The sequence below is a fragment of the Peribacillus asahii genome (assembly GCF_004006295.1).
Classification (GTDB): Bacteria; Bacillota; Bacilli; order Bacillales; family DSM-1321; genus Peribacillus; species Peribacillus asahii_A.
Map to the genome: position 1 here is coordinate 810,004 of NZ_CP026095.1, position 19,391 is coordinate 829,394.

The following is a 19,391-nucleotide window of genomic DNA, read 5'->3' on the forward strand; positions in this document are numbered from 1 at the left end:
CATTGATACTTATGTGAGCGAATTTATGAATGTTCCCGATTGTATTTATCACACGCCTTAACCGTTGAACTTGTAAGAAATCACTTTATAGCACCCATCGATTTTATGTCTATGTCTACGGAAACATTAATGTTTGATTCCGCAAGAGCTTCACCCCAATGCTCCTCAACTTTTTTATATTGTTCATATTGATAGGCTCTCGCATAAAGTCCGAGTCCGATTGGATCAATTTTATTTTCTTGAATCTTCTTAATAAGAACCTCAAATCGAGATACCAATTCTTTCTCAATCATTTTTTCCAGTTCATTTTCTTTTACCCTATCTACAGGAAATAATCGTTCTATAATATTCACGGTCATATGAATCTTATAGTTGAAATGAAATTTATCCTGATTGTATTTGGTCTTTACTTTAGATGTAACCCGACTAACATCTATACTTAACTCGTTCCTATTAAAGATTCCTCCCTCATCATCCAACGATGTCATCGGAATGGTAAAGGTTAATTCTTGCTTCTGTTCATCCTTTAAAACAAGCAGGAGTGACGAATCTTGAATACCGAGAGTGTCAACATACTTTCCATTCTCATCCAACAATGACACTCCAACGAATTCAACATCTTTTTCTTTTTTTATTTCCGAAATCGAAGGAGTTAATCCCTTCTCGTACATTTGTCTATGAAGCACCTGAAGAGTGTTATTTACAGTCCTTGATCTCTCATTGTTTTTATCAATGGCTTCTTTCAAATGCAAAGCTAATTGTGGTTTATCTGCTGGTTCATAAAAAATAACGTCAGATACGGGACCGTCGACTACAATGACTCTTGTGTTTATGGGAAAATTAGGATTTCGGTATACTGTATCCAAGATAGAAAACCAATCTTCATGTTCTAGTACTCGTTTTCCTAACAGTAATACTTGAATTTTCGCAGCAGTGACCTCTCCTGTTGCCAAAGCATCAAAATATTTCCTAGATTCCCGTATTGATTTTGCCTTTAATTGATAGGTTTCAATCTTTTTCTTGACATCTTTATTAAACACTGGACTTGATTCAGAAATGATTAGATTATTTTCATCATCGAGATCAACACCAAGTATCAAGGAAATCGTTAAATCCTCTAGCGGGATATGTCTTCCACAGCTTGAAAGTATCGTAATAAGAAAAACGAAAAGAATGGCAAGACACATGCGTTTCATTTGATTGTCCTCCTTTTAAGAAGCCCGTGCACCCAGACATATCCCCATAAACATAAAGGAAAAGCAAACGCAAGGATCATTCCAACTTGTTCGATTACTTGTTGAAGGAAGGTATTTCTATCGAAATTAGGAGGAAACAACACAACAAATGCAAATTCAATTAGCAAAAACCAGGCTAAATGTCTACTATGATCTTGTTTTCCAACCAACTGACTTGTACAAAATACTGTCATAAACATGAATGGCAGGACCGTTGTAGACATCACAAATAAATAAAAGGAAAAAAACACAATTTCCAGTCTTTCTATAAATTTAAATTCAAGGACCTTTAACATCTCAATTGCAGGTTCATTATATATGGTAATTTCATCAGGACTATAAAAGGCAAAGGCTCCTATGGTTATCATCAAGAACGCGAGCAACGAAAGTGTATTAGCAATCACAACTCCCATAGAGGCTTTCTCCTTCTTTTGTAAAAAAGGATAGAGGAAAAATACTATTTCAAAACCTATAAAAGAAAAAATAGCCGTTTTTAAAGTGGTAAGAATTGGCACCCATCCTTCCTTAAGAACAGGAAGTAGATGAAGCCACTGGGCATATTTCAAAGGAATTAAATAAATGATAAACGTCCACAATGTCATGAAAAAAACGAATTCAGAATACCTGCCTAATATAACGATGTTTTTTCGAGCAATTTGATAGCTAGGAATCGATAACAGCAAAATTAATATATATACCTCTGTACGGGGTAAAATCCATGCTTGGATAAAGAGAGCCTCTCTAATAAAAACAACATGGGCTAATAAAGCAAAATACAATGCAAATGTGATGGTAGCTACTCTTCCAATCCATTTTCCAAAATAATGGGTTAAAAGATCAAGGATTGTTCCATTCGGGTATTTCTTCATAATTTGGATGATGATTAAACTAGCCATTGTCGCAAGAAACCAAGAAATGATGATGACCATCCAACCATCTGTTCCTGCTTTTTCAGCTAATTCACGTGGCAGTGTTAATACGCCAACTCCCATTTGTACCCCGTGAATCAATAAAATAAATTGCCTCAATGTAATTTTATTGTTTATGTTTTTCATCACTGTTCGTCACCCTTTGGACGATTGGAATTTGCTTTTAGCATTTGAATGGCTTTTGTGCTTAAAGGGCGCTTATTGATTGACCACTGTGGAAATCGAATAAATACATCCTTCCAATCTGGAAATCGTAAAGGTGCAATTGGACTGCCATACGGAGTTCCTAAAGATTCAAGCGCAATGAAATGCCCCAGTAAAATCATTAAACCAACAGTAAGTCCCACAAATCCGAATAACGAAGCAAGTATCATCATCGGGAACCGGACGATTCGAATGGCTGAACCCATTTCATAGTTGGGAATAATAAAAGAGGCTACGGCTGTCAAAGCTACAACAATCACCATGATATTACTTACAATTCCTGCCTCCACAGCTGCTTGACCAATGACGATACCGCCAACAATCCCTACCGTTTGTCCAATTTTAGTTGGAAGTCGAATCCCTGCCTCTCTTAGCATTTCTAGAGTAAGCTCCATAATAAATGCTTCAATATAAGGGGGAAAGGGAATCCGTTCTCTTGATGCGCCTACGGACAATAGCAGCTTTAAAGGGATGACTTCAAAATGAAAGGAAATAATTGCGATATATGTAGCAGGTAGAAATATGGCCATAAAAAAACCGAAATATCTCATTAGACGAATAAAAGAAGCGACCATCCAGCGGGAGCTATAATCATCTATGGTTTTGAAGAAAGAATCGAATGTTACGGGTCCAATCATTACATTGGGTGATCGGTCTACCACTGTTGCGATTCTTCCTTGTAAAATCTCTGAAGCCGCAAAATCAGGACGTTCTGTCAATAATAGTTGCGGAAAAGGAGAGTATGGATGATCTTCAATGTATTCTGCAAGTACACCTGCGTTTATAATGCTATCGACATCCACTTTCTGTATTCGTTCTTCAAGCTCCTTCAATACGTCTGGATTTACAACATCTGCTAGATATAGAATAGAGAGCTTCGATTTTCCCCTTTTACCAACAGTCATTTCCTTTATTTTCAGTTCACGGTTGTGAATATGGTTACGAATTAGCGCAACATTATCACTTACGGTCTCGGTAAATCCAACATGTGATCCAGTTAGGGAAGATTCTATTGGTGTATCTTCAATAGGCCTTTTAGGAAAGTTAGTCGTATCATATATAGGCTTCTGTACGTTTATCTACAAACAAGACGCATTCCCCATTTAAAATCGCGTTCTCAATTTGTGGCCACATATTCGTTTCTTTGATATGACCAAGTGATACCCTTAAATCAGATTCACTATTATTCTTGCTATCCTCAAATAAAAGTGGGTTCAGCACATGATTAAAAATTGTCGTACTATCGGTTATTCCACTCAAATACACTAGTGCTGCTTGGCTCTGTGTTTGCTTTAGCACTAAATACCTCACAATGAGATCTGGTGTATCACAAAAAATAGAATGAATTTCTGCAATATTATCCATTAATTCGGAGCTTATCAGACCTTGGTGAAGGATATTATTAAGTTGTCGGGAAGAACTGGGTTTCTTGTTGTACCTTCGAAAAAACGGCATTAAGGATTCCCACCTAATATTATGATGATTTAGTTTGTATCTTAGGTTGGAAAATCATGCATTTGTTTTCTTTTTAAAAGCACATTATGTCATAGCCGTAATAAGGATAGTGTTGGTTAACCGTGTTATATTGTATAGTTCCTTATGTTAAAATAGAGGTAACAAAAGATTGACTCTTCTATTTGCGATATTATACGATATAACGAGTTAATAGGAATGTAAGAACGGTAAGCGGGGGCGTGCCTAGATATTCAAATAGGAGCTCCTTCTTTTATGTATGTGAAAGGACAAACAATATGGAAGACATCATTCTTAGTATGATTGAAGCGTTTAAATCATTATCTTATTTTGGCGTTATGCTCGCTTTATGTTTTGAATTTGTGCCGGCGGAGTTGGTACTGCCTCTTGCAGGATACTGGGTGTATCAAGGCGATATGAACTTATATGTTGTTATTCTCTTTGGAACTATCGGGGGAGTACTTGGTCCTTTGACGCTTTATGCGTTAGGAAGATATGGAGGACGCCCGCTTGTTAAGAAGTATGGAAAGTATTTTTTAATTAAGGAAGAACAAATCGATAAAGCGGATCGCTTTTTTGGTAAGTATGGTGCAAGCATCGCCTTTTTTGGGCGCTTTGTTCCAGGAATTCGGACTGCGATTTCATTGCCATGCGGCATCATGAAGATGAGCGTATGGAAGTTTTGTGTGTATACTTTTTTTGCTATGCTGCCCGTAACGGCCGCTTATGTCTATTTAGGGTATAAACTTGGACCGCGCTGGGAGCAGGCTGGTGAAATTTTCTCTCAATATGCAAACTATTTATTAATTCCGATTTTCTTGTTTGTTGTTTGGCTTATTGTGAAAGCGAGAAAAAATAAACAAAAAGGTGCCTGAAAAAGAGGCACCTTTTTGTTTTCTTAGAAGCAGCCGCCAAATCCCCAACTAGCACCAATAATAATTAACAAAATAAACAAAACAACTAGCAATGCAAAGCCAGAGCTGTGTCCACCACAGTGTCCACCACAGCCTCCATCAACATGACCACCCATTTGTGCATTCCTCCTTTGAAGCCTAGAATACATTCATACTATGCCAACTAGGCTGGATTGTTTATTGTATTGAGAAAAATGGGCGGACTTTTCATCCTTCTCATAGGATTTAACAGTTTGGATAAAATAAGTCTCAAATAAAGAACGGAGGCTTAACTTATGAAAGAAAAGAATCTAAATTTACAGCAAAAGGAAGAATCCTTAGATCAGCATAGTTTTGTTTGCAGTGATGAATTATTTGAAAAAGACTTGAGAGCTATTGTGGATGATACGGCTCGTGCTGAGGATGAAACTTCCATGTAAATGAGAAAAAGAGCTGGCTAAGCTCTTTTTTACTTTAAGGCTCTGTTGATGTATGACTCATTTTCGTTCTGTCCCATGAAACGCCCTCAATTGTATAATCAATAATATTAGTTAACAAAGCCTATTTTAAAGGGGGACAGTTAACATGTTCTTGACACATTTCTAAAGTATGCTAAAGCTATGTCTGTCAGGAGCTGTTACCTTCAATGGCGCTTGTTTTATCAATTGATTATAATCTAGGGAGAGGGGGCATCCGATTAGTATGAAAAAGATATTAGTGGTGGAAGATGAAATCGCCATTTCTATGGTGTTAAAAGCATATTTACAGCGTGCGGGGTTTGAAGTAATTCAAGTATATGATGGGCTTAAAGCAATGTCTGTATTTACGGATGTTCAGCCGGATCTTGTGTTATTAGATGTCATGCTGCCGGGAAAAGAAGGGTGGGACATCCTTAATGAAATTCGTGAGGAAAGTGCATGTCCAGTAATTATGTTAACAGCCTTAACGGATGTAGATTATCGATTATCTGGCTTTCAATCGGGGGCGGATGATTATATTGCTAAACCGTTTGTAGCGGATGAAGTTGTTGCAAGGGTACAAGCGGTATTGCGTCGGTCGCCCCGTTTTGTTACGGATGAAAGTGAAGAGCATATTCGTAAGTTTGGAAGATTACGTGTAGACTTTCAGGCCTATACTGTAGAGCTAGACAATCAAGAAGTTAATTTAACTCCACGCGATTTGTCGTTGTTCCTTTTCTTTGCGAAGCATCCTAATCAAATTTTTACAAGGGAGCAGTTGATTGAACATGTTTGGGGAATGGATTACGGCGGAAGTGATCGAGCGGTTGACTTGGCGATTAAACGTTTAAGGAAGGCGCTGGAAGAATGGCCTGAGTCAGAAGGGGAAATTAAAACGTTGCGTGGATTGGGGTATCAGTTAAGTGTCTATCAAAGTTAAAAAAAGGACGACATTATTACGGTATTGGACTACTAGATATATTATTACTTTGATGACAGGCGTGCTTATTTTATCATTTTTTTCTTTATGGTGGATGGAAAAAACAGCACTGGAATATCGTTTAAGTCTGCTTAAGTATTTAGCAGATGAAACATCCGATCGTGCGATTAAGGATAACGGACAAATTGTTGTTGGACCAATGTTGGCTGAAATTATTGAAGAACGAGAAAAAATCCTTCATTTAGATCAACAGCCTATTATTTATATTGTGGATGTGGACGGTACTATTATTTATACGATGCCGCAATTATACATTAAGCCTGAGGACAGGCAGCTTCCGTCTATCATTATGGATAGTAAGGATAGTATCCAAAGAGTTGAAATAAAGGATGATAGTCAATTATATGTCATTAAGTCTCCAATTAATTTTGACTATGAGACAAGAGGATGGGTCGTAATCGCTCAAGAAGAAGGGGCGTTGAAGGAAGTAAATCAAGATCATGGCTGGTTGGCGATGATGATGGGGGCAGTACTTGTATTAGGGTGTAGTGTCATTTATGTTCTTTCACGAAAAATATCACGCCCTATTCAAAATGTTGCCAATGCTGCTGTTCAAGTACGCAAAGGAAATTATGATACTAATTTAAAAGAAGAAGAACCCCGTGAAGAAGAGATTTATGAATTGGTGGAGTCGTTTAAGGCGATGACAAGTCGCTTGAAACAAAGTGATAAAATGCGAGCTGAAATGCTTGCTGGAGTGACCCATGATCTAAAAACCCCCGTAACCTCTATAAGTGGACTTATTCAAGCTGTAAAAGATGATGTGGTAACAGGGGAGGAAAGAAAGGAATTTTTAGATATATCTTTAAAAGAAACACAGCGATTGCAACGAATGATTGAAGATTTGCTGGATTATAATGCAATGTCTTCAGGCTCTTTTAAAATGCAAGTAGAAAAAGAAAATATGAATCAATTTATTCAGGAGATTTCCCATCGTTGGAAGGTTACGCAAGAAGAACAACAGACTGAATTGGTTGTTCATCTTCCAGATGAAGTCTTATTCGGGCGAATTGATTCATTAAGAATGCAGCAAATAATGATTAATTTGTTGAATAATGCTAAACAAGCAATAGAGGGTAAAGGAAGTATTAGCCTGCTTGTATATGAAGCGGACGAAGCTTTAATCGGTATTGATATTCAAGATGATGGAAGAGGGATACCCAAACATGAACAGGACTTTATCTTTGAACCATTTTATCGTGGGGAAAATAAAAAATTGAAAATTCGCGGTTTAGGACTAGGGCTTCCATTTAGCAAAATGCTGGCTAAAGCACAAAATGGTGACCTCGTTTTAAAAGAAAGCAGTGAGCGGGGAACGACTTTCACTTTATATATTGAAAAAGACAGCCAGGCATAATACAAAAAGCCTTTTCCAAAACTAAGGAAAAGGCTTTTTGTTCTTATACTAATTGACTGATTGCTTGCCATAATTGAAGGTGGCGGGCTTTTCTAGGAAGAAAGCGGCCCATTTCTTCTTCGTTGTACCCTGCATGTAGGTTTTTTTCATCAAAAATAATAGGGCGGCGAAGAAGGTCAGGATTTTGTTGAATTAATTCACACAGCTCATTTAAAGGGATACTGTTGATATCCATTTTTAAGCTCTTAAATTTTTTAGAACGTGTCGAGATGATTTCATCTGTTCCACCTTCTGTTTTTTGTAAAATCGCTTTAATTTCTTTGACAGAAAGAGGTTGTGAGAATAAGTTGCGTTCTGTATAAATAATGTCGTTTTTTTGAAGCCAGGCTTTCGCTTTACGACAAGCTAAACTGCTTGGAGTAGTATAAATTGTAACCATTTCACATCGACTCCTTTATATTTTCTTTTCTATTTAAGTGAGTTATTGTATTGGATGATGATACATTTACTTTAACCTTGTTATGTGTCAGCAGTATGTCAAGAATAAAATTCTTTTTTTTTTTGAATATGCTAAAGGCGATTGTGGTACAATGTACAACATGATTTACAGGAAATGAGGATGAGTGTTTGTTAACGTTTGCAGAAAAATTAGCTATTATTGAATCTTTTCCACAGCTACAAAGAAAAGATGTGTCATTAGGACGTGTTAATTTTCACTTTGAAGAAAGTGTGTATGATAGAAAAGTTGTAGTGCAGCATTTACATCCAAACGGTAATGGATTTGTTTATGCAGGTCATTTATCTCCTAACATGACGGATAAAAAAGGGATGGTTAATATCCGTGAATATTCAGAGGAAGAGCTTCGAACAGTAGTAGAAGACAGCATCGCTTATTTATCTCACTTTGACGAAGCGGAAGAAATGGTGGACGAATTTGCTGATTTTGAAGGAGTTTGGATAGGGCCGGAAAAGCAAGAGTTAACGCTTGCTCAAGAAGATTTACTCTGGAATGTATATGCAGGAGTGAATCTTGAGGAATGTTTTGAATCACCGATTGAAGCAGAACGTTACTTATTGGAAGAGGGATTTCGTAAAAAAAAGAGCTAAATTCGTGGGATTTTGGCGGAATTTGTCGTTGAATTATTAAGGGATAACCTTGTTTTTTTTAGCATCTGCATGATATACTATAGATAATTATTTTTGTTCGGAATAAGATTGATAGAAGGAAGTACCGTTATAGGTTTCCTCTTCAGACATTATCCAGAATCAAGAATAGTAATAAAATGGATTTTTTCCAAATGGGAGGCACTACAATGGTACAAGGTAAAGTAAAATGGTTTAACGCAGAAAAAGGTTTCGGTTTCATCGAAGTTGAAGGTCAAGACGACGTATTCGTACACTTCTCAGCTATCCAAGGTGAAGGTTTCAAAACTCTTGAAGAAGGTCAAGACGTGACTTTCGAAATCGAGCAAGGTGCTCGTGGACCACAAGCTGCTAACGTTCAAAAATAATTGAACGCTAAGAAAAGACTCCGTTTATCGGAGTCTTTTTATTTTGTGCTATTCTTGTCCTTTAGTAGCTGATCCAGCTTTTCTTCGATTCTATTTGTTTGCTGTCGTTGCTTTGTAAGATATGTAATAAATAGGATAATAAGAACAATTGGTACTATGAGAGAAATAAGGAAGACTACTTGAAAAATAATATCTCCAACATTAAAGTGCATCTTACAATCCCCTGCCTTTCATCCATATATTATATCAATAAATGGAATAATAGAGAGTATTTTATGGAAACTCCCTAAAAAGTACCGCTGTTTTTATAGCTATTCCTCATAGTAAACTATAAAAGTTATAATGTTTAAAATTAGAGAGGAATAGCAAATAGTGAAAAAATTATTTGGCTGTCTTATTATATTAAGCCTTCTTTGTATAAGTCTATTTCCAAGCGATGGACAAGCATCAAGCAATACTCTTTCCATAGGTTCTGTGAAAGTAGACAAGGCAAGCGTTTTTAGTGCGCCTAAATTAGGTTCTACTAGAGTAACAGTCTTAAAAAAAGGTGAGAATTTTCCTGTTATTTCTTCTGCCGTAGGAGACTCTGCGAGCCTTATTATACATAAGGTAGTACGGGGAAATACATTATCGGGAATAGCGAATAAATATGGAGTTTCAGAAAGTGCGTTAAAGAAAGAAAACAAATTAACATCGGAGAAGATTACTATTAGTCAAAAACTGAAGATTCCACAAAAATATCAGATACATACTGTTAAATCAGGAGATGCATTGTGGAAAGTGGCTACTAAATATGGGATAACGATAAGTGATTTAAAGAAATTAAATAACTTGCGCACCGTTAATCTTGATGTTGGTCAAAAATTGAAGATTCCTGATTATTACTGCCAAATTCAATTGCTTGATGGTACAAAGGGCTGGGTTAAGAAATCCCTTCTTAAACAAAAAAAGCAACCCCATATCGTTATGGGGTGGAAGCATAATGGAACGAAAGGGAACTACATGAAACAACCTAATTTAAATGTAGTATCTCCTCGTTTTTATACATTAACTAATTCAGGGGACTTTGTTTCCCTTTCTGTGGATACAGAGTATGTTCAAGACGCTCATCGCCAAGGGAAACAAGTCTGGCCGCTAATTGGTAATAAATTTGACCCTGTTTTAACTGATTTTATACTAGGTAGTGCAGCAAATCGTCAAAAATTAGTTTCAGCTTTGCGAGATTCACTCGTACAAACTAATAGTGATGGAATAAATGTGGATTTTGAAAATATTGATCCAAAAAATGAGCGGGATTATGTGCTTTTCATAGAAGAACTTAAAAAGGCGCTTAAACCGCATGGAATGAAACTATCTGTGGATGTCACTCGGGCAAATAATGACCCTTTTTGGTCAGGGAGTTTAGATAGGAAAGAACTTGGCAAGCTAGCAGATTATATAATCATGATGGGGTATGATGAGCACTGGGGAGGAAGTCCAACAGCTGGTTCTGTTGCCTCTTTGCCTTGGGTCAAGGAGGGAATAGAGCTTTTAATGCAAGAGGTACCTTCTCATAAGATTATATTGGCTGTGCCATTTTACACGAGGGAATGGGTAACGGATTTATCGACAAGCAAAGTGAAGAGCTATGATCGTACTATGGCTGAGGTTGAGCAAATTATTTTATCTAAAGGACTTCAAAAGGTATGGGATAAAAAGACCTCACAAAATTACGTGGAATATACTTCTAATGGGAAGAGACATCAAATATGGATAGAAGATAAAAAATCGATGAAGCTTCGACTGAACCTGATAAAACAACATTACTTAGGCGGTGTAGCTGCTTGGTATATGGGAGCAGAAACCTCTGACATTTGGGATGTATATCATTTAATTTAATCGTAATGAACAGTTTACAGAAAAGGAGCTTATCAGACTTAACTGATAAGCTCTTTTGTAATACATGTATTTTTCATTTTACTTTGTAAAGCTTGCTTGAAAATAGTCGTGAATTTTTCGATTCTTGGTAAATCAGTAGTTTGATACATTTGCTCGACTTTCAAGGTAACGGCTAAAGAGCTATGCGTATATAGCATGTCACGTAATAAATTGACAGCGCCGCAAAAGTGATGGTAATTTGTTTCACCTGTTCCGAACACAGCCGTCGTCAGGTGAGAGATATCAGCTGTTTCTAATTCTTTATAAAAGGGAATCATTTTGGCTGGTAAATCACCATCTCCCCATGTGTATGAGCCAATCAATAAGCCGTCGTAGGCAGATAGAGTTGCAGAATCGAATTCGCCTAGTTTAAAGAGCTTCGCTTCAGGTAAAAAAGAAGCGATTACTTCAGCAAGTGCTTTCGTATTTCCGCTTCCAGAATGATAGACGATGGCGATTCTCATAGTTCATCAAATCCGTTGCTCGCATTCACTTGGCTGTAGGTTCTTGATTTTTGTTCAAAGAAATCCGTCTTTGTTAAACTAATGGATTCATCATCAAATGTCTTAATCCAAGGCATTGGGTTATCCGGATAGTCTTTATATAAATTATCTAGTCCAAGCATGCGAAGTCGCTTGTTGGCAATGTATTCGATGTATTCATAGAACTCTTCAAGGTCGAGGTCGGCTTTTGCTTGAATATCTTCTAACATATACTCAGACCATTCCTTTTCAAGTTCGACAGCATGTTGGAGTGTATCGTAAATGAACTGTTTGTTTTCTTCTGTATTCAGTTCAGGGTATTCGTACATTAAAATTTGAATCAGCATCCCGATGAAGTCAAAGTGAACCATCTCGTCACGGTGAATATAAGAAATCATCGTCGCTGAGCCTGTCATCAGATTTTGGCGGCCTAAGTTATAATAGAAGGCAAACGCTAAATAGAAATAGATGCCCTCAAGGTTTGTGGAGTGAATCAATGCCTCGAATAAATGTTGAGGCGTAGGGTCATCTACAAAGGTTTGATACGCATCGACAATTGGCTGGTTTCGCTTGATGACTTGTGGGTGCTGTTTAATTCGATCAAATAGCTGTTTTTGTTTATCTAAAGGGATTAACGAAGCAAGAATATACGAGTAAGACTCATTATGAATCGATTCTTGCTGCGCCATATTCGCTAAGATTGCTTTAACGGCCGGGTCTTTTACATAGCGTAAAAATTCCACTAATGTAGGCGTTTGTAAACTATCCATTCCTGCAATCATCGTTAAAATATCTAGAAATACATCTTGAATATCTTCATCGAGCTCGCCCCATTGCTTCTTATCTTGAATCATATTGACACTTGAAGGCTTCCAAAAGTTATTAATCAGCTGGATGTAGGTATCATAAAATTTCTCATATTGAATGTCATTCCAAAGGAGAAAGCCTGAAGCTTCTCCTTTGAATACGCCGGTTGCCTTTGTCGGATACGTTGGTTCTAACATTCGGATTTTTTTAATGTGAGTTGTCATATGTTTAAGCTCCTTTTCTTGATAGATAGAGAAGTAGGTAGTTTTTCAGCTAATATTGGTGTCTAGCTCTACCGGCTCCGCTTTTAAGATGAACAGCTTTCACAAGCATTGTTAAATTCCGAAGAAGTCGAACGAACATAGTAGGTGGATTTCAATTGGCTTCCCCAAGCGGTCAAGTGAATATCTAATAAGTCTTTCGCTTTAATCGTATTATGAACATATAAATTAAAGCTGATGGCTTGGTCTACATGGCGTTGACGAGCGGCGTTTTGTTTAATGCTTTCTTTTTGATCTAAATGGAAGCGCGTTTTTTTATAGTATTCATACGTATTTGGTGTTAAACCAGGCGCTGTCACTTTGAATTTAAAGTTCTTCTTTTCCTCGTAAAATTCGATTTCGTATAATGGATCGATGCCGTCTGTAGAATTTCCGATCTTTGCAGTGGACGAGTTCGGTGCAACAGCCATCAAATATCCATTACGAATTCCGTTTTGTTGAATGTTTTGTTTCAGTTCGTTCCATTTCTCATCATGGTAGTCGCGTAGTTCGAAATAGTGACCAGTCTGCCAGTCTGAACCTTCGAAATAACGGTAGCTGCCTTTTTCTCTTGCTAGTTCGCATGATGCTTGAATCGTTAAGTAAGCGATTGTTTCGTATAGAGAATCAGCAAGCTGAATAGCTTCTTCCGATTCCCAATAGATTTTTTTGACTGTAAGCAGGTGATGCCATCCGAATGTTCCGAGGCCAATCGCACGATAACGTTGGTTAGAAATCTTGGCTTGTTTAACAGGTAAGGTATTAATATCGATCACATTATCAAGCATGCGTACTTGGATAGGAATTAAGCGTTCTAGAACTTCCGCTTCAACAGCACGCGGTAAATTAATAGAAGAAAGATTGCAAACGACGAAGTCTCCACTTTTTCTTACGATAACAATGTCGCCATCTTCTGTTTCATATTCTTCTGTAATCGATGTCGGACTTAGGTTTTGGGCGATTTCGGTACATAGATTCGAGCAATAAATCATTCCTTTATGACGATTCGGATTTTTCCGATTCACCTCATCGCGATAGAACATATAAGGAGTTCCTTCTTCTAATTGTGAAATCATAATTCCTTTCATGACATCAATCGCTTGTACTTTTTCGTAAGCATAGCTTGGGAGTTTACCATGTTCCGCTGCTTCAACAGCGAGTGCGTAGTGCTTACGGAAGCTTCCGTTGCCCTTTTCCTCATCGTAAAAATCTTCAAGAGAGAAGCCGAGGTTTTGCTTCACACTATGCGGATCGAATAAGTACCATTCTTTACGGTCTCGAACCGCTTCCATAAATAAATCAGGAATACAAACCCCAGTAAAAATATCATGAGCTTTCAAACGGTCATCCCCGTTTTGTGTTTTTAAGTCTAGGAAACTCATAATGTCTTTATGCCAGGCATCTAAGTAAATAGCAATCGCACCTTTTCGTTGTCCAAGCTGGTCTACGCTAACCGCTGTTTGATTGAATAGGCGAATCCAAGGAGTAGTGCCAGAGCTGTTTCCAGAGAAGCCGCGAATATCTGAGCCAAGAGAACGAATTTTTCCTACGTATAATCCAACGCCGCCGCCAAACTTGGATACTTTTGCGGCATCGTAGTTTGAAAGATAAATGCCATCAATGGAATCTTCTACAGCATCAATAAAACAAGAACTTAGTTGTCCGTGCGTTTTTCCTGCATTCGATAGTGTAGGAGTGGCAACGGTCATGTAAAGATTAGACATCGCCCAGTAGGCTTCTTTAATTAGATCTAGACGTTTGTCTTTCGGTTCATTACGCATAATTTCCATCGCGATAATCATAAAGCGCTCTTGCGGTAACTCATAGACAGCATTTTTCTCAGGGCGAGCTAAGTAACGGTCATTTAGCAAATAGATGCCAATATAAGAGAAAAGCTTATCCTTCTCAGGGTCAATAGAGCGGCCTAATTCATCAATTTCTGCTTTTGTATAGGATTCTAGTAATTCCGCTTTATAAACAGGGTAACGTTGTCCTTCTTGTACGCTTGATAGCTGTTTGATTAAATCGTAGAACGGGCCGTAAGAAGTGTCTGTATATCCGCGATTGATTTGCGCCTCTCGATACATAGAGTGTAATAATTCTGCAGCAGCAACGAATGTCCAGTCTGGAGCATCAATATCGACGTTCTCAAGTGCCATTTGGATAAGCTTCTTAGACGTTTGTGCAGCACTTACATCTGTTTGTCGGTCCAACCATTTTTGAAAGCGTTGTTTGTATTTATCCATATGGAGTGTATGCTCGAAATCATTTGATAGGGAAGCCAGCTGCAACATGCTTTGTTCTTTTGAATTTGTTAGAGTAGTCAAGGGAAGAAGCCTCCTTTTTATATTTTAGGTAAATAAAAAAATCCACTCAAGAATGAGTGGATTAAACGACTGAAATAAAAGACTAGTAAAGATAGCTTTTAGGCAATCGTTTCATCATCTCAATCCTCGAAGAATAAGAAACTAGAATGAAGTATAGGCAGGTCTCCTGACTTATGATCTCTCTACTTTGAGTCCTTCCCGTATTCCGATTAATACGGTGGCTTTCTCATTTCGTCACATTTACAGTTGCGAGGACAGTTCCGGATTCTCACCGGATTCCCTATTTAGCCATCTCTGGCACCTTTACTTTATATATCAATATATAGATGTTTTTGGTTTATTTTTGTCAATATCTAGTATTGATTGCAAGTATTATCATAATCTATCTTTTGCTAAATTTCAACTATTTATTTTTGAGCATAGAAAGGATGAATTATATTATTTAACCTATATAAAAAGTAGGAAAAAGGAATATTAGGAATTTAAAATGGCTAAAATTGTGATAGAATAGAGGGGACATATGGTATCCTTTCAAAGGAAGATTACCAATAAAATTTTACACAAAAGGAGAAATAACGTGGAAAAAGTACTTATTTTCGGACATAAAAATCCAGATACAGATACAATTTGTTCTAGTATCGCTTATGCTGATTTAAAAAAACAATTAGGTGTTGAAGCTGAACCAGTTCGTTTAGGTGAAGTAAATGGTGAAACACAATATGCATTAACGCAATTTAATTTCGATGCGCCTCGCCTTGTTGAAAAAGTAGCTGGCGAAGCAGCTGGCGTTATTTTAGTTGACCATAACGAACGTCAACAAAGTGCAGATGATATCGATCAAGTACAAGTGTTAGAGGTTATTGATCATCACCGTATTGCTAACTTTGAAACAAGTGATCCGTTATATTATCGTGCTGAGCCTGTTGGATGTACAGCAACGATTTTAAATAAATTGTATAAAGAAAATGGAAAATCAGTTCCGAAAGAAATTGCTGGTTTAATGTTATCAGCTATTATTTCTGATACATTATTGTTTAAATCACCAACATGCACAGACCAAGATGTAGCAGCTGCAAAAGAATTAGCAGAGATTGCTGGTGTAGATGCTCAAATATACGGTTTAGAAATGCTTAAGGCTGGTGCAGATTTAAGCGACAAAACAGTAGAGCAATTAATTTCTCTTGATGCAAAAGAATTCTCAATGGGAGAAGCAAAAGTAGAAATCGCTCAAGTAAATGCGGTAGATACAAATGATGTACTTGCTCGTCAAGCTGAGATCGAAGCAGTGATTAATAAAGTGATTGACGAAAAAGGATTAGATTTATTCTTCTTCGTTGTAACAGATATTTTAAATAATGATTCTGTAGGTCTTGCACTTGGTAAAGAAGCAAGCGCAGTTGAAAAAGCTTATAATGTATCATTAACAAACAACGCAGCAACGCTTAAAGGTGTTGTATCTCGTAAAAAGCAAATCGTTCCAGTATTAACGGATGCTTTTACAAAATAATTTGTAGAATAAAGGCTGTTCGAAAGTTGCTTTCGGGCAGCCTTTTTACATGTAAACGTATTTTTGGGACAGCTTAATGGTTGAAGGAACTTACTTCATCGCATTTACTGCTCGTATCGTTCATCCATTGTTGCTGCCGTTGTAGAAGATGGATTAAGGAAGCCAGCTGCTCATATATTTGTTATCTTCTGTTGGATGTGCTTCTTTTACAATATGGAGCGGTTGGAATGTGTCGACCATGACCGCGAGTTCGAGCGTTTCTTTTTTGCCGATACTAGCTTCAATTTTCCCAGGATGCGGCCCATGCGGCAAACCGCTTGGATGCAGAGTGATAGATCCTTTTTCAACCCCGCGCCGGCTCATAAAGTTGCCGTCTACGTAATAAAGCATTTCATCGCTATCTACATTGCTATGAACATATGGAGCGGGAATGGCTTTTGGGTGATAATCATACATACGAGGTACGAAGGAACAAACAACATAATTGTGTGCTTCAAACGTTTGGTGGACTGGCGGCGGCTGATGAACGCGGCCTGTTATCGGCTCAAAATCATGGATACTGAACGCGTATGGAAACAAGTACCCATCCCATCCGATTGCATCAAGCGGGTGGAAATCATACGTATAGGATGTAAGCATTCCTTGTGCACGGACGCGCACTTCAAATTCTCCTTTCTCATCTTTCGTCACTAATCTTTCCGGGGTGCGAAAGTCGCGCTCGCAAAATGGAGAGTGCTCAAGCAATTGTCCAAATTCGTTTCGATAGCGCTTGGGCGGTACAATTGCCGAATTAGATTCAAGAATTAAAAATCGTGCTTCTTCTGATTCAAGCATAACACGATAGGTCGTGCCGATTGGGATGACAAGATAATCACCGGGGGTGAAGCTTAATTCTCCGAAAATGCTTTCAATTTTGCCGATTCCTTCATGTACAAATAGCAGTTCATCTCCTTCACCATTTCGATAAAAATACTTCATCTGCCGATTGGGCCGCGCAATACCGATTGCTACATCATCATTTGCCATGAAAATGCGGCGTGCTTCAAGAAAATCACCGCCTGCTTTCGTATTCCATGTACGGAAATGTCTATGTCTAAGCGCATCTTTTTCCTCGTATTCATAACGGATATCGCAAATTTTTTCTGCTTTCTTAACCTGTGTTGGCGGATGGATGTGATAAATGAGCGACTGGATGCCGGAAAATCCTTTTGTCCCCATTAACTGCTCATAATAAAGGTCTCCATTTTCTTTTCGAAACTGTGTGTGGCGTTTATGAGGAATATGGCCCATTTTTACGTAATGCGGCATGATATACACCTCTTTCTTTTATGTGGATGTTTTATGATATTTTGTGCCAGTGATTCACGCTTTGTTTTTACCTCTGTACTTTTTTGTCCCTAAAATCTCTGTTTCTGAAAAGGCTGGTAAGATGGTACCGCGCACTTCGCCAAACCCAATCTGGTAGCCATCTCCCCGGCAAGAGCCGCGAATGATCAGTTCATCGCCGTCTTCAATCCAAACGCGCTTTTCACCACTATTGAGTTGAATGGACTCTGCTCCGCGCCAAGTAAGTTCAAGCATACTTCCGCGTTCACTTCGTTCCGGTCCGCTGATTGTACCAGATGCGTGCATATCACCGGGGCGCATATTGCAGCCTGTAATCGTATGATGGGCGACTTGTTGAGCAATGGACCAATACATATAATTGAAATTCGTTTGAGTGATTTTTGTTTCTTCTTGCTGGTTTTCTGGTCTCAAATATACATCAAGTTCAATATTAAATGCTCCGTTTTTTGTTTGCTGTAAGTATGAAAATGGCGCCGGATCCTGGATTGGTCCAGCTTCGCGAAATGGTTCTAATGCTTCAAGCGGAACAACCCATGGTGAAATGGATGTTGCAAAATTTTTTGCTAGGAAAGGGCCAAGCGGCTGATATTCCCACGCTTGAATATCACGGGCGCTCCAGTCATTGACAAGCACGAGTCCGAAAACATGATCTTCAACCTGATCAACTGGTATCGGTTTGCCAAGGTCGTTGCCCGGACCAATGAACCATCCAATTTCCAGTTCAAAATCAAGCTGAACAGATGGGCTAAATACGGGCTGATCTGTGCTTTTTGACTTGCGTTGTCCAAATGGACGCCGAATCTTTGTGCCACTTGGGACAATAGAGCTGGCTCGTCCGTGATAACCAACTGGGATATAGGTCCAATTTGGCATAAGCGCATGATCTTTACCTCTAAACATAGTGCCGACATTTGTTGCATGCTCTTTTGATGCATAAAAGTCCGTGTAGTCCCCAATTTTGGCTGGTAGAAGCATCTTGACATCAGTCAATCGATAAAATGCTTTTGCACGCAGCGATTCGTTATCTCTTAAATTTGGTGTGTTTGCATCTAAAAGGTGCTGAAGTTTCGTACGTACAGCTGTCCAGACCGGACGGCCAAGAGCCATAAATTTATTAAGCGACGAATCATTAAAGATATTTTTGTTCTCTGCTCCAGTTCCATTTAATAATCCTGCTTCGTCCATCACAGATAAATCAAGAACATAATCACCAATGGCTGTACCGGCACGCGGCTCTTTATCCATCGGCTGAAAAATTCCATATGGCAAGTTTTGAATGGGAAAATGTGAATCCTGTTTGGTCTCGATAAAAGAATATTTCATTCTACTTCCTCCTATGAAAAAATAACTCTCCCAGTTCTTCACGCGGCTCATCAAAACTGCAGATTCCGCATGAAGCAGCAAAGACACTGTGAGTTGTATGGATTGATAGTTATATTCTCAACTCTTCCAGTTTCGTTAAAACAAGCCTCAAAGGGTTCGAGTTCTTTTAAGCGTGTTACAGATATAACAAATGTACGAAGCATCCAGCCATTAGAGCCCTTTATATAAGATTGATAGCTTGAAATAGCCTTTGAAAGCGGGAGGGAGGCCGATGGAAATAACCCTGCATAATCAATGAGTTCGGTCATAAAATGACGGACCGCTTCTCCTTTCCAATTTGCCTTTATTTTTGTTAACACCA

At 38.2% G+C, this 19,391-nt stretch carries 18 protein-coding genes, 1 pseudogene and 1 riboswitch; of the genes and pseudogenes, 8 read left to right on the top strand and 11 right to left on the bottom strand.

Going from position 1 to position 19,391, the window contains the following annotated elements:
• Positions 1–80: 80 nt before the first annotated feature.
• The 3 genes and pseudogenes from BAOM_RS04105 to BAOM_RS04115 all read right to left on the bottom strand — a co-directional run bounded on the left by BAOM_RS04105 (position 81) and on the right by BAOM_RS04115 (position 3,823).
• A complete protein-coding gene (locus BAOM_RS04105; RefSeq protein ID WP_127759168.1) occupies positions 81–1,196 on the bottom strand; it encodes a Ger(x)C family spore germination protein in 1,116 nt (371 codons plus the stop codon).
• Entirely contained in the window at positions 1,193–2,290 is a 1,098-nt protein-coding gene (locus tag BAOM_RS04110; RefSeq protein ID WP_127762436.1) for a GerAB/ArcD/ProY family transporter, read from the bottom strand. The genes BAOM_RS04105 and BAOM_RS04110 overlap by 4 nt, the downstream gene beginning before the upstream one ends.
• Positions 2,290–3,823: pseudogene (locus tag BAOM_RS04115) on the bottom strand (spore germination protein). Before BAOM_RS04115 ends, BAOM_RS04110 begins: the two are co-directional and overlap by 1 nt.
• A gap of 296 nt (positions 3,824–4,119) precedes the next feature.
• Between BAOM_RS04115 and BAOM_RS04120 the strand changes: the two are divergent.
• Positions 4,120–4,716, top strand: a complete 597-nt coding sequence (locus BAOM_RS04120) for a DedA family protein (protein WP_127759169.1) — start codon at positions 4,120–4,122, stop codon at positions 4,714–4,716.
• Between the two features lie 23 nt (positions 4,717–4,739).
• On the opposite strand, the gene BAOM_RS25445 is transcribed toward BAOM_RS04120, so the two are convergent.
• On the bottom strand, positions 4,740–4,871 hold the full coding sequence (locus tag BAOM_RS25445; protein ID WP_119117015.1) for a YjcZ family sporulation protein: 132 nt from the start codon (positions 4,869–4,871) through the stop codon (positions 4,740–4,742).
• A gap of 159 nt (positions 4,872–5,030) precedes the next feature.
• Between BAOM_RS25445 and BAOM_RS24160 the strand changes: the two genes are divergently transcribed.
• The 3 genes from BAOM_RS24160 to BAOM_RS04135 all read left to right on the top strand — a co-directional run bounded on the left by BAOM_RS24160 (position 5,031) and on the right by BAOM_RS04135 (position 7,549).
• Positions 5,031–5,174, top strand: coding sequence for a hypothetical protein (locus BAOM_RS24160; RefSeq protein ID WP_164853123.1), 144 nt, complete (start codon positions 5,031–5,033; stop codon positions 5,172–5,174).
• 262 nt (positions 5,175–5,436) lie between these two features.
• Positions 5,437–6,132, top strand: a complete 696-nt coding sequence (locus BAOM_RS04130) for a response regulator transcription factor (RefSeq protein ID WP_127759170.1) — start codon at positions 5,437–5,439, stop codon at positions 6,130–6,132.
• Positions 6,116–7,549, top strand: a complete 1,434-nt coding sequence (locus BAOM_RS04135) for a HAMP domain-containing sensor histidine kinase (protein ID WP_127759171.1) — start codon at positions 6,116–6,118, stop codon at positions 7,547–7,549. Before BAOM_RS04130 ends, BAOM_RS04135 begins: the two co-directional genes overlap by 17 nt.
• A 43-nt stretch (positions 7,550–7,592) precedes the next feature.
• Here BAOM_RS04135 and spx read toward each other — a convergent pair whose 3' ends face one another.
• The gene (gene spx / locus BAOM_RS04140; protein WP_119117017.1) at positions 7,593–7,988 is read right to left on the bottom strand and encodes a transcriptional regulator Spx; all 396 of its coding nucleotides are present in this window, start codon (positions 7,986–7,988) and stop codon (positions 7,593–7,595) included.
• A 188-nt stretch (positions 7,989–8,176) separates the two neighbouring features.
• Between spx and BAOM_RS04145 the strand changes: the two genes are divergently transcribed.
• Positions 8,177–8,656 carry a hypothetical protein gene (locus BAOM_RS04145; protein WP_127759172.1) on the top strand — a complete coding sequence of 160 codons (480 nt, stop codon included), beginning with the start codon at positions 8,177–8,179 and terminating at the stop codon, positions 8,654–8,656.
• A gap of 206 nt (positions 8,657–8,862) precedes the next feature.
• A complete protein-coding gene (locus tag BAOM_RS04150; protein ID WP_110928937.1) occupies positions 8,863–9,060 on the top strand; it encodes a cold-shock protein in 198 nt (65 codons plus the stop codon).
• Between the two features lie 38 nt (positions 9,061–9,098).
• Here BAOM_RS04150 and BAOM_RS04155 read toward each other — a convergent pair whose 3' ends face one another.
• Positions 9,099–9,272, bottom strand: coding sequence for an SNARE domain-containing protein (locus BAOM_RS04155; protein ID WP_127759173.1), 174 nt, complete (start codon positions 9,270–9,272; stop codon positions 9,099–9,101).
• Positions 9,273–9,432: 160 nt separating this feature from the next.
• On the opposite strand from BAOM_RS04155, the gene BAOM_RS04160 reads away from it, so the two are divergent.
• The gene (locus tag BAOM_RS04160) at positions 9,433–10,938 is read left to right on the top strand and encodes a LysM peptidoglycan-binding domain-containing protein (protein WP_252283066.1); all 1,506 of its coding nucleotides are present in this window, start codon (positions 9,433–9,435) and stop codon (positions 10,936–10,938) included.
• A 38-nt stretch (positions 10,939–10,976) separates the two neighbouring features.
• On the opposite strand, the gene BAOM_RS04165 is transcribed toward BAOM_RS04160, so the two are convergent.
• The 3 genes from BAOM_RS04165 to BAOM_RS04175 all read right to left on the bottom strand — a co-directional run bounded on the left by BAOM_RS04165 (position 10,977) and on the right by BAOM_RS04175 (position 14,820).
• Positions 10,977–11,441, bottom strand: a complete 465-nt coding sequence (locus BAOM_RS04165; protein WP_127759174.1) for a flavodoxin domain-containing protein — start codon at positions 11,439–11,441, stop codon at positions 10,977–10,979.
• Positions 11,438–12,490: a ribonucleotide-diphosphate reductase subunit beta gene (locus BAOM_RS04170; protein ID WP_127759175.1), complete on the bottom strand. Its 1,053-nt coding sequence runs from the start codon at positions 12,488–12,490 to the stop codon at positions 11,438–11,440. Before BAOM_RS04170 ends, BAOM_RS04165 begins: the two co-directional genes overlap by 4 nt.
• 83 nt (positions 12,491–12,573) lie before the next feature.
• The gene (locus tag BAOM_RS04175) at positions 12,574–14,820 is read right to left on the bottom strand and encodes a ribonucleoside-diphosphate reductase subunit alpha (protein ID WP_127762438.1); all 2,247 of its coding nucleotides are present in this window, start codon (positions 14,818–14,820) and stop codon (positions 12,574–12,576) included.
• Between the two features lie 172 nt (positions 14,821–14,992).
• Positions 14,993–15,173, bottom strand: a riboswitch (cobalamin riboswitch).
• Positions 15,174–15,430: 257 nt separating this feature from the next.
• On the opposite strand from BAOM_RS04175, the gene BAOM_RS04180 reads away from it, so the two are divergent.
• A complete protein-coding gene (locus tag BAOM_RS04180; protein ID WP_127759176.1) occupies positions 15,431–16,360 on the top strand; it encodes a manganese-dependent inorganic pyrophosphatase in 930 nt (309 codons plus the stop codon).
• Between the two features lie 153 nt (positions 16,361–16,513).
• Here the strand turns inward: BAOM_RS04180 and BAOM_RS04185 are convergent, their stop codons facing one another.
• Together BAOM_RS04185 and fahA are read right to left on the bottom strand one after the other, a co-directional pair.
• Positions 16,514–17,668 carry a homogentisate 1,2-dioxygenase gene (locus BAOM_RS04185; RefSeq protein WP_127759177.1) on the bottom strand — a complete coding sequence of 385 codons (1,155 nt, stop codon included), beginning with the start codon at positions 17,666–17,668 and terminating at the stop codon, positions 16,514–16,516.
• Between the two features lie 54 nt (positions 17,669–17,722).
• Entirely contained in the window at positions 17,723–19,030 is a 1,308-nt protein-coding gene (fahA, locus tag BAOM_RS04190) for a fumarylacetoacetase (protein WP_127759178.1), read from the bottom strand.
• Positions 19,031–19,391: the final 361 nt, after the last annotated feature.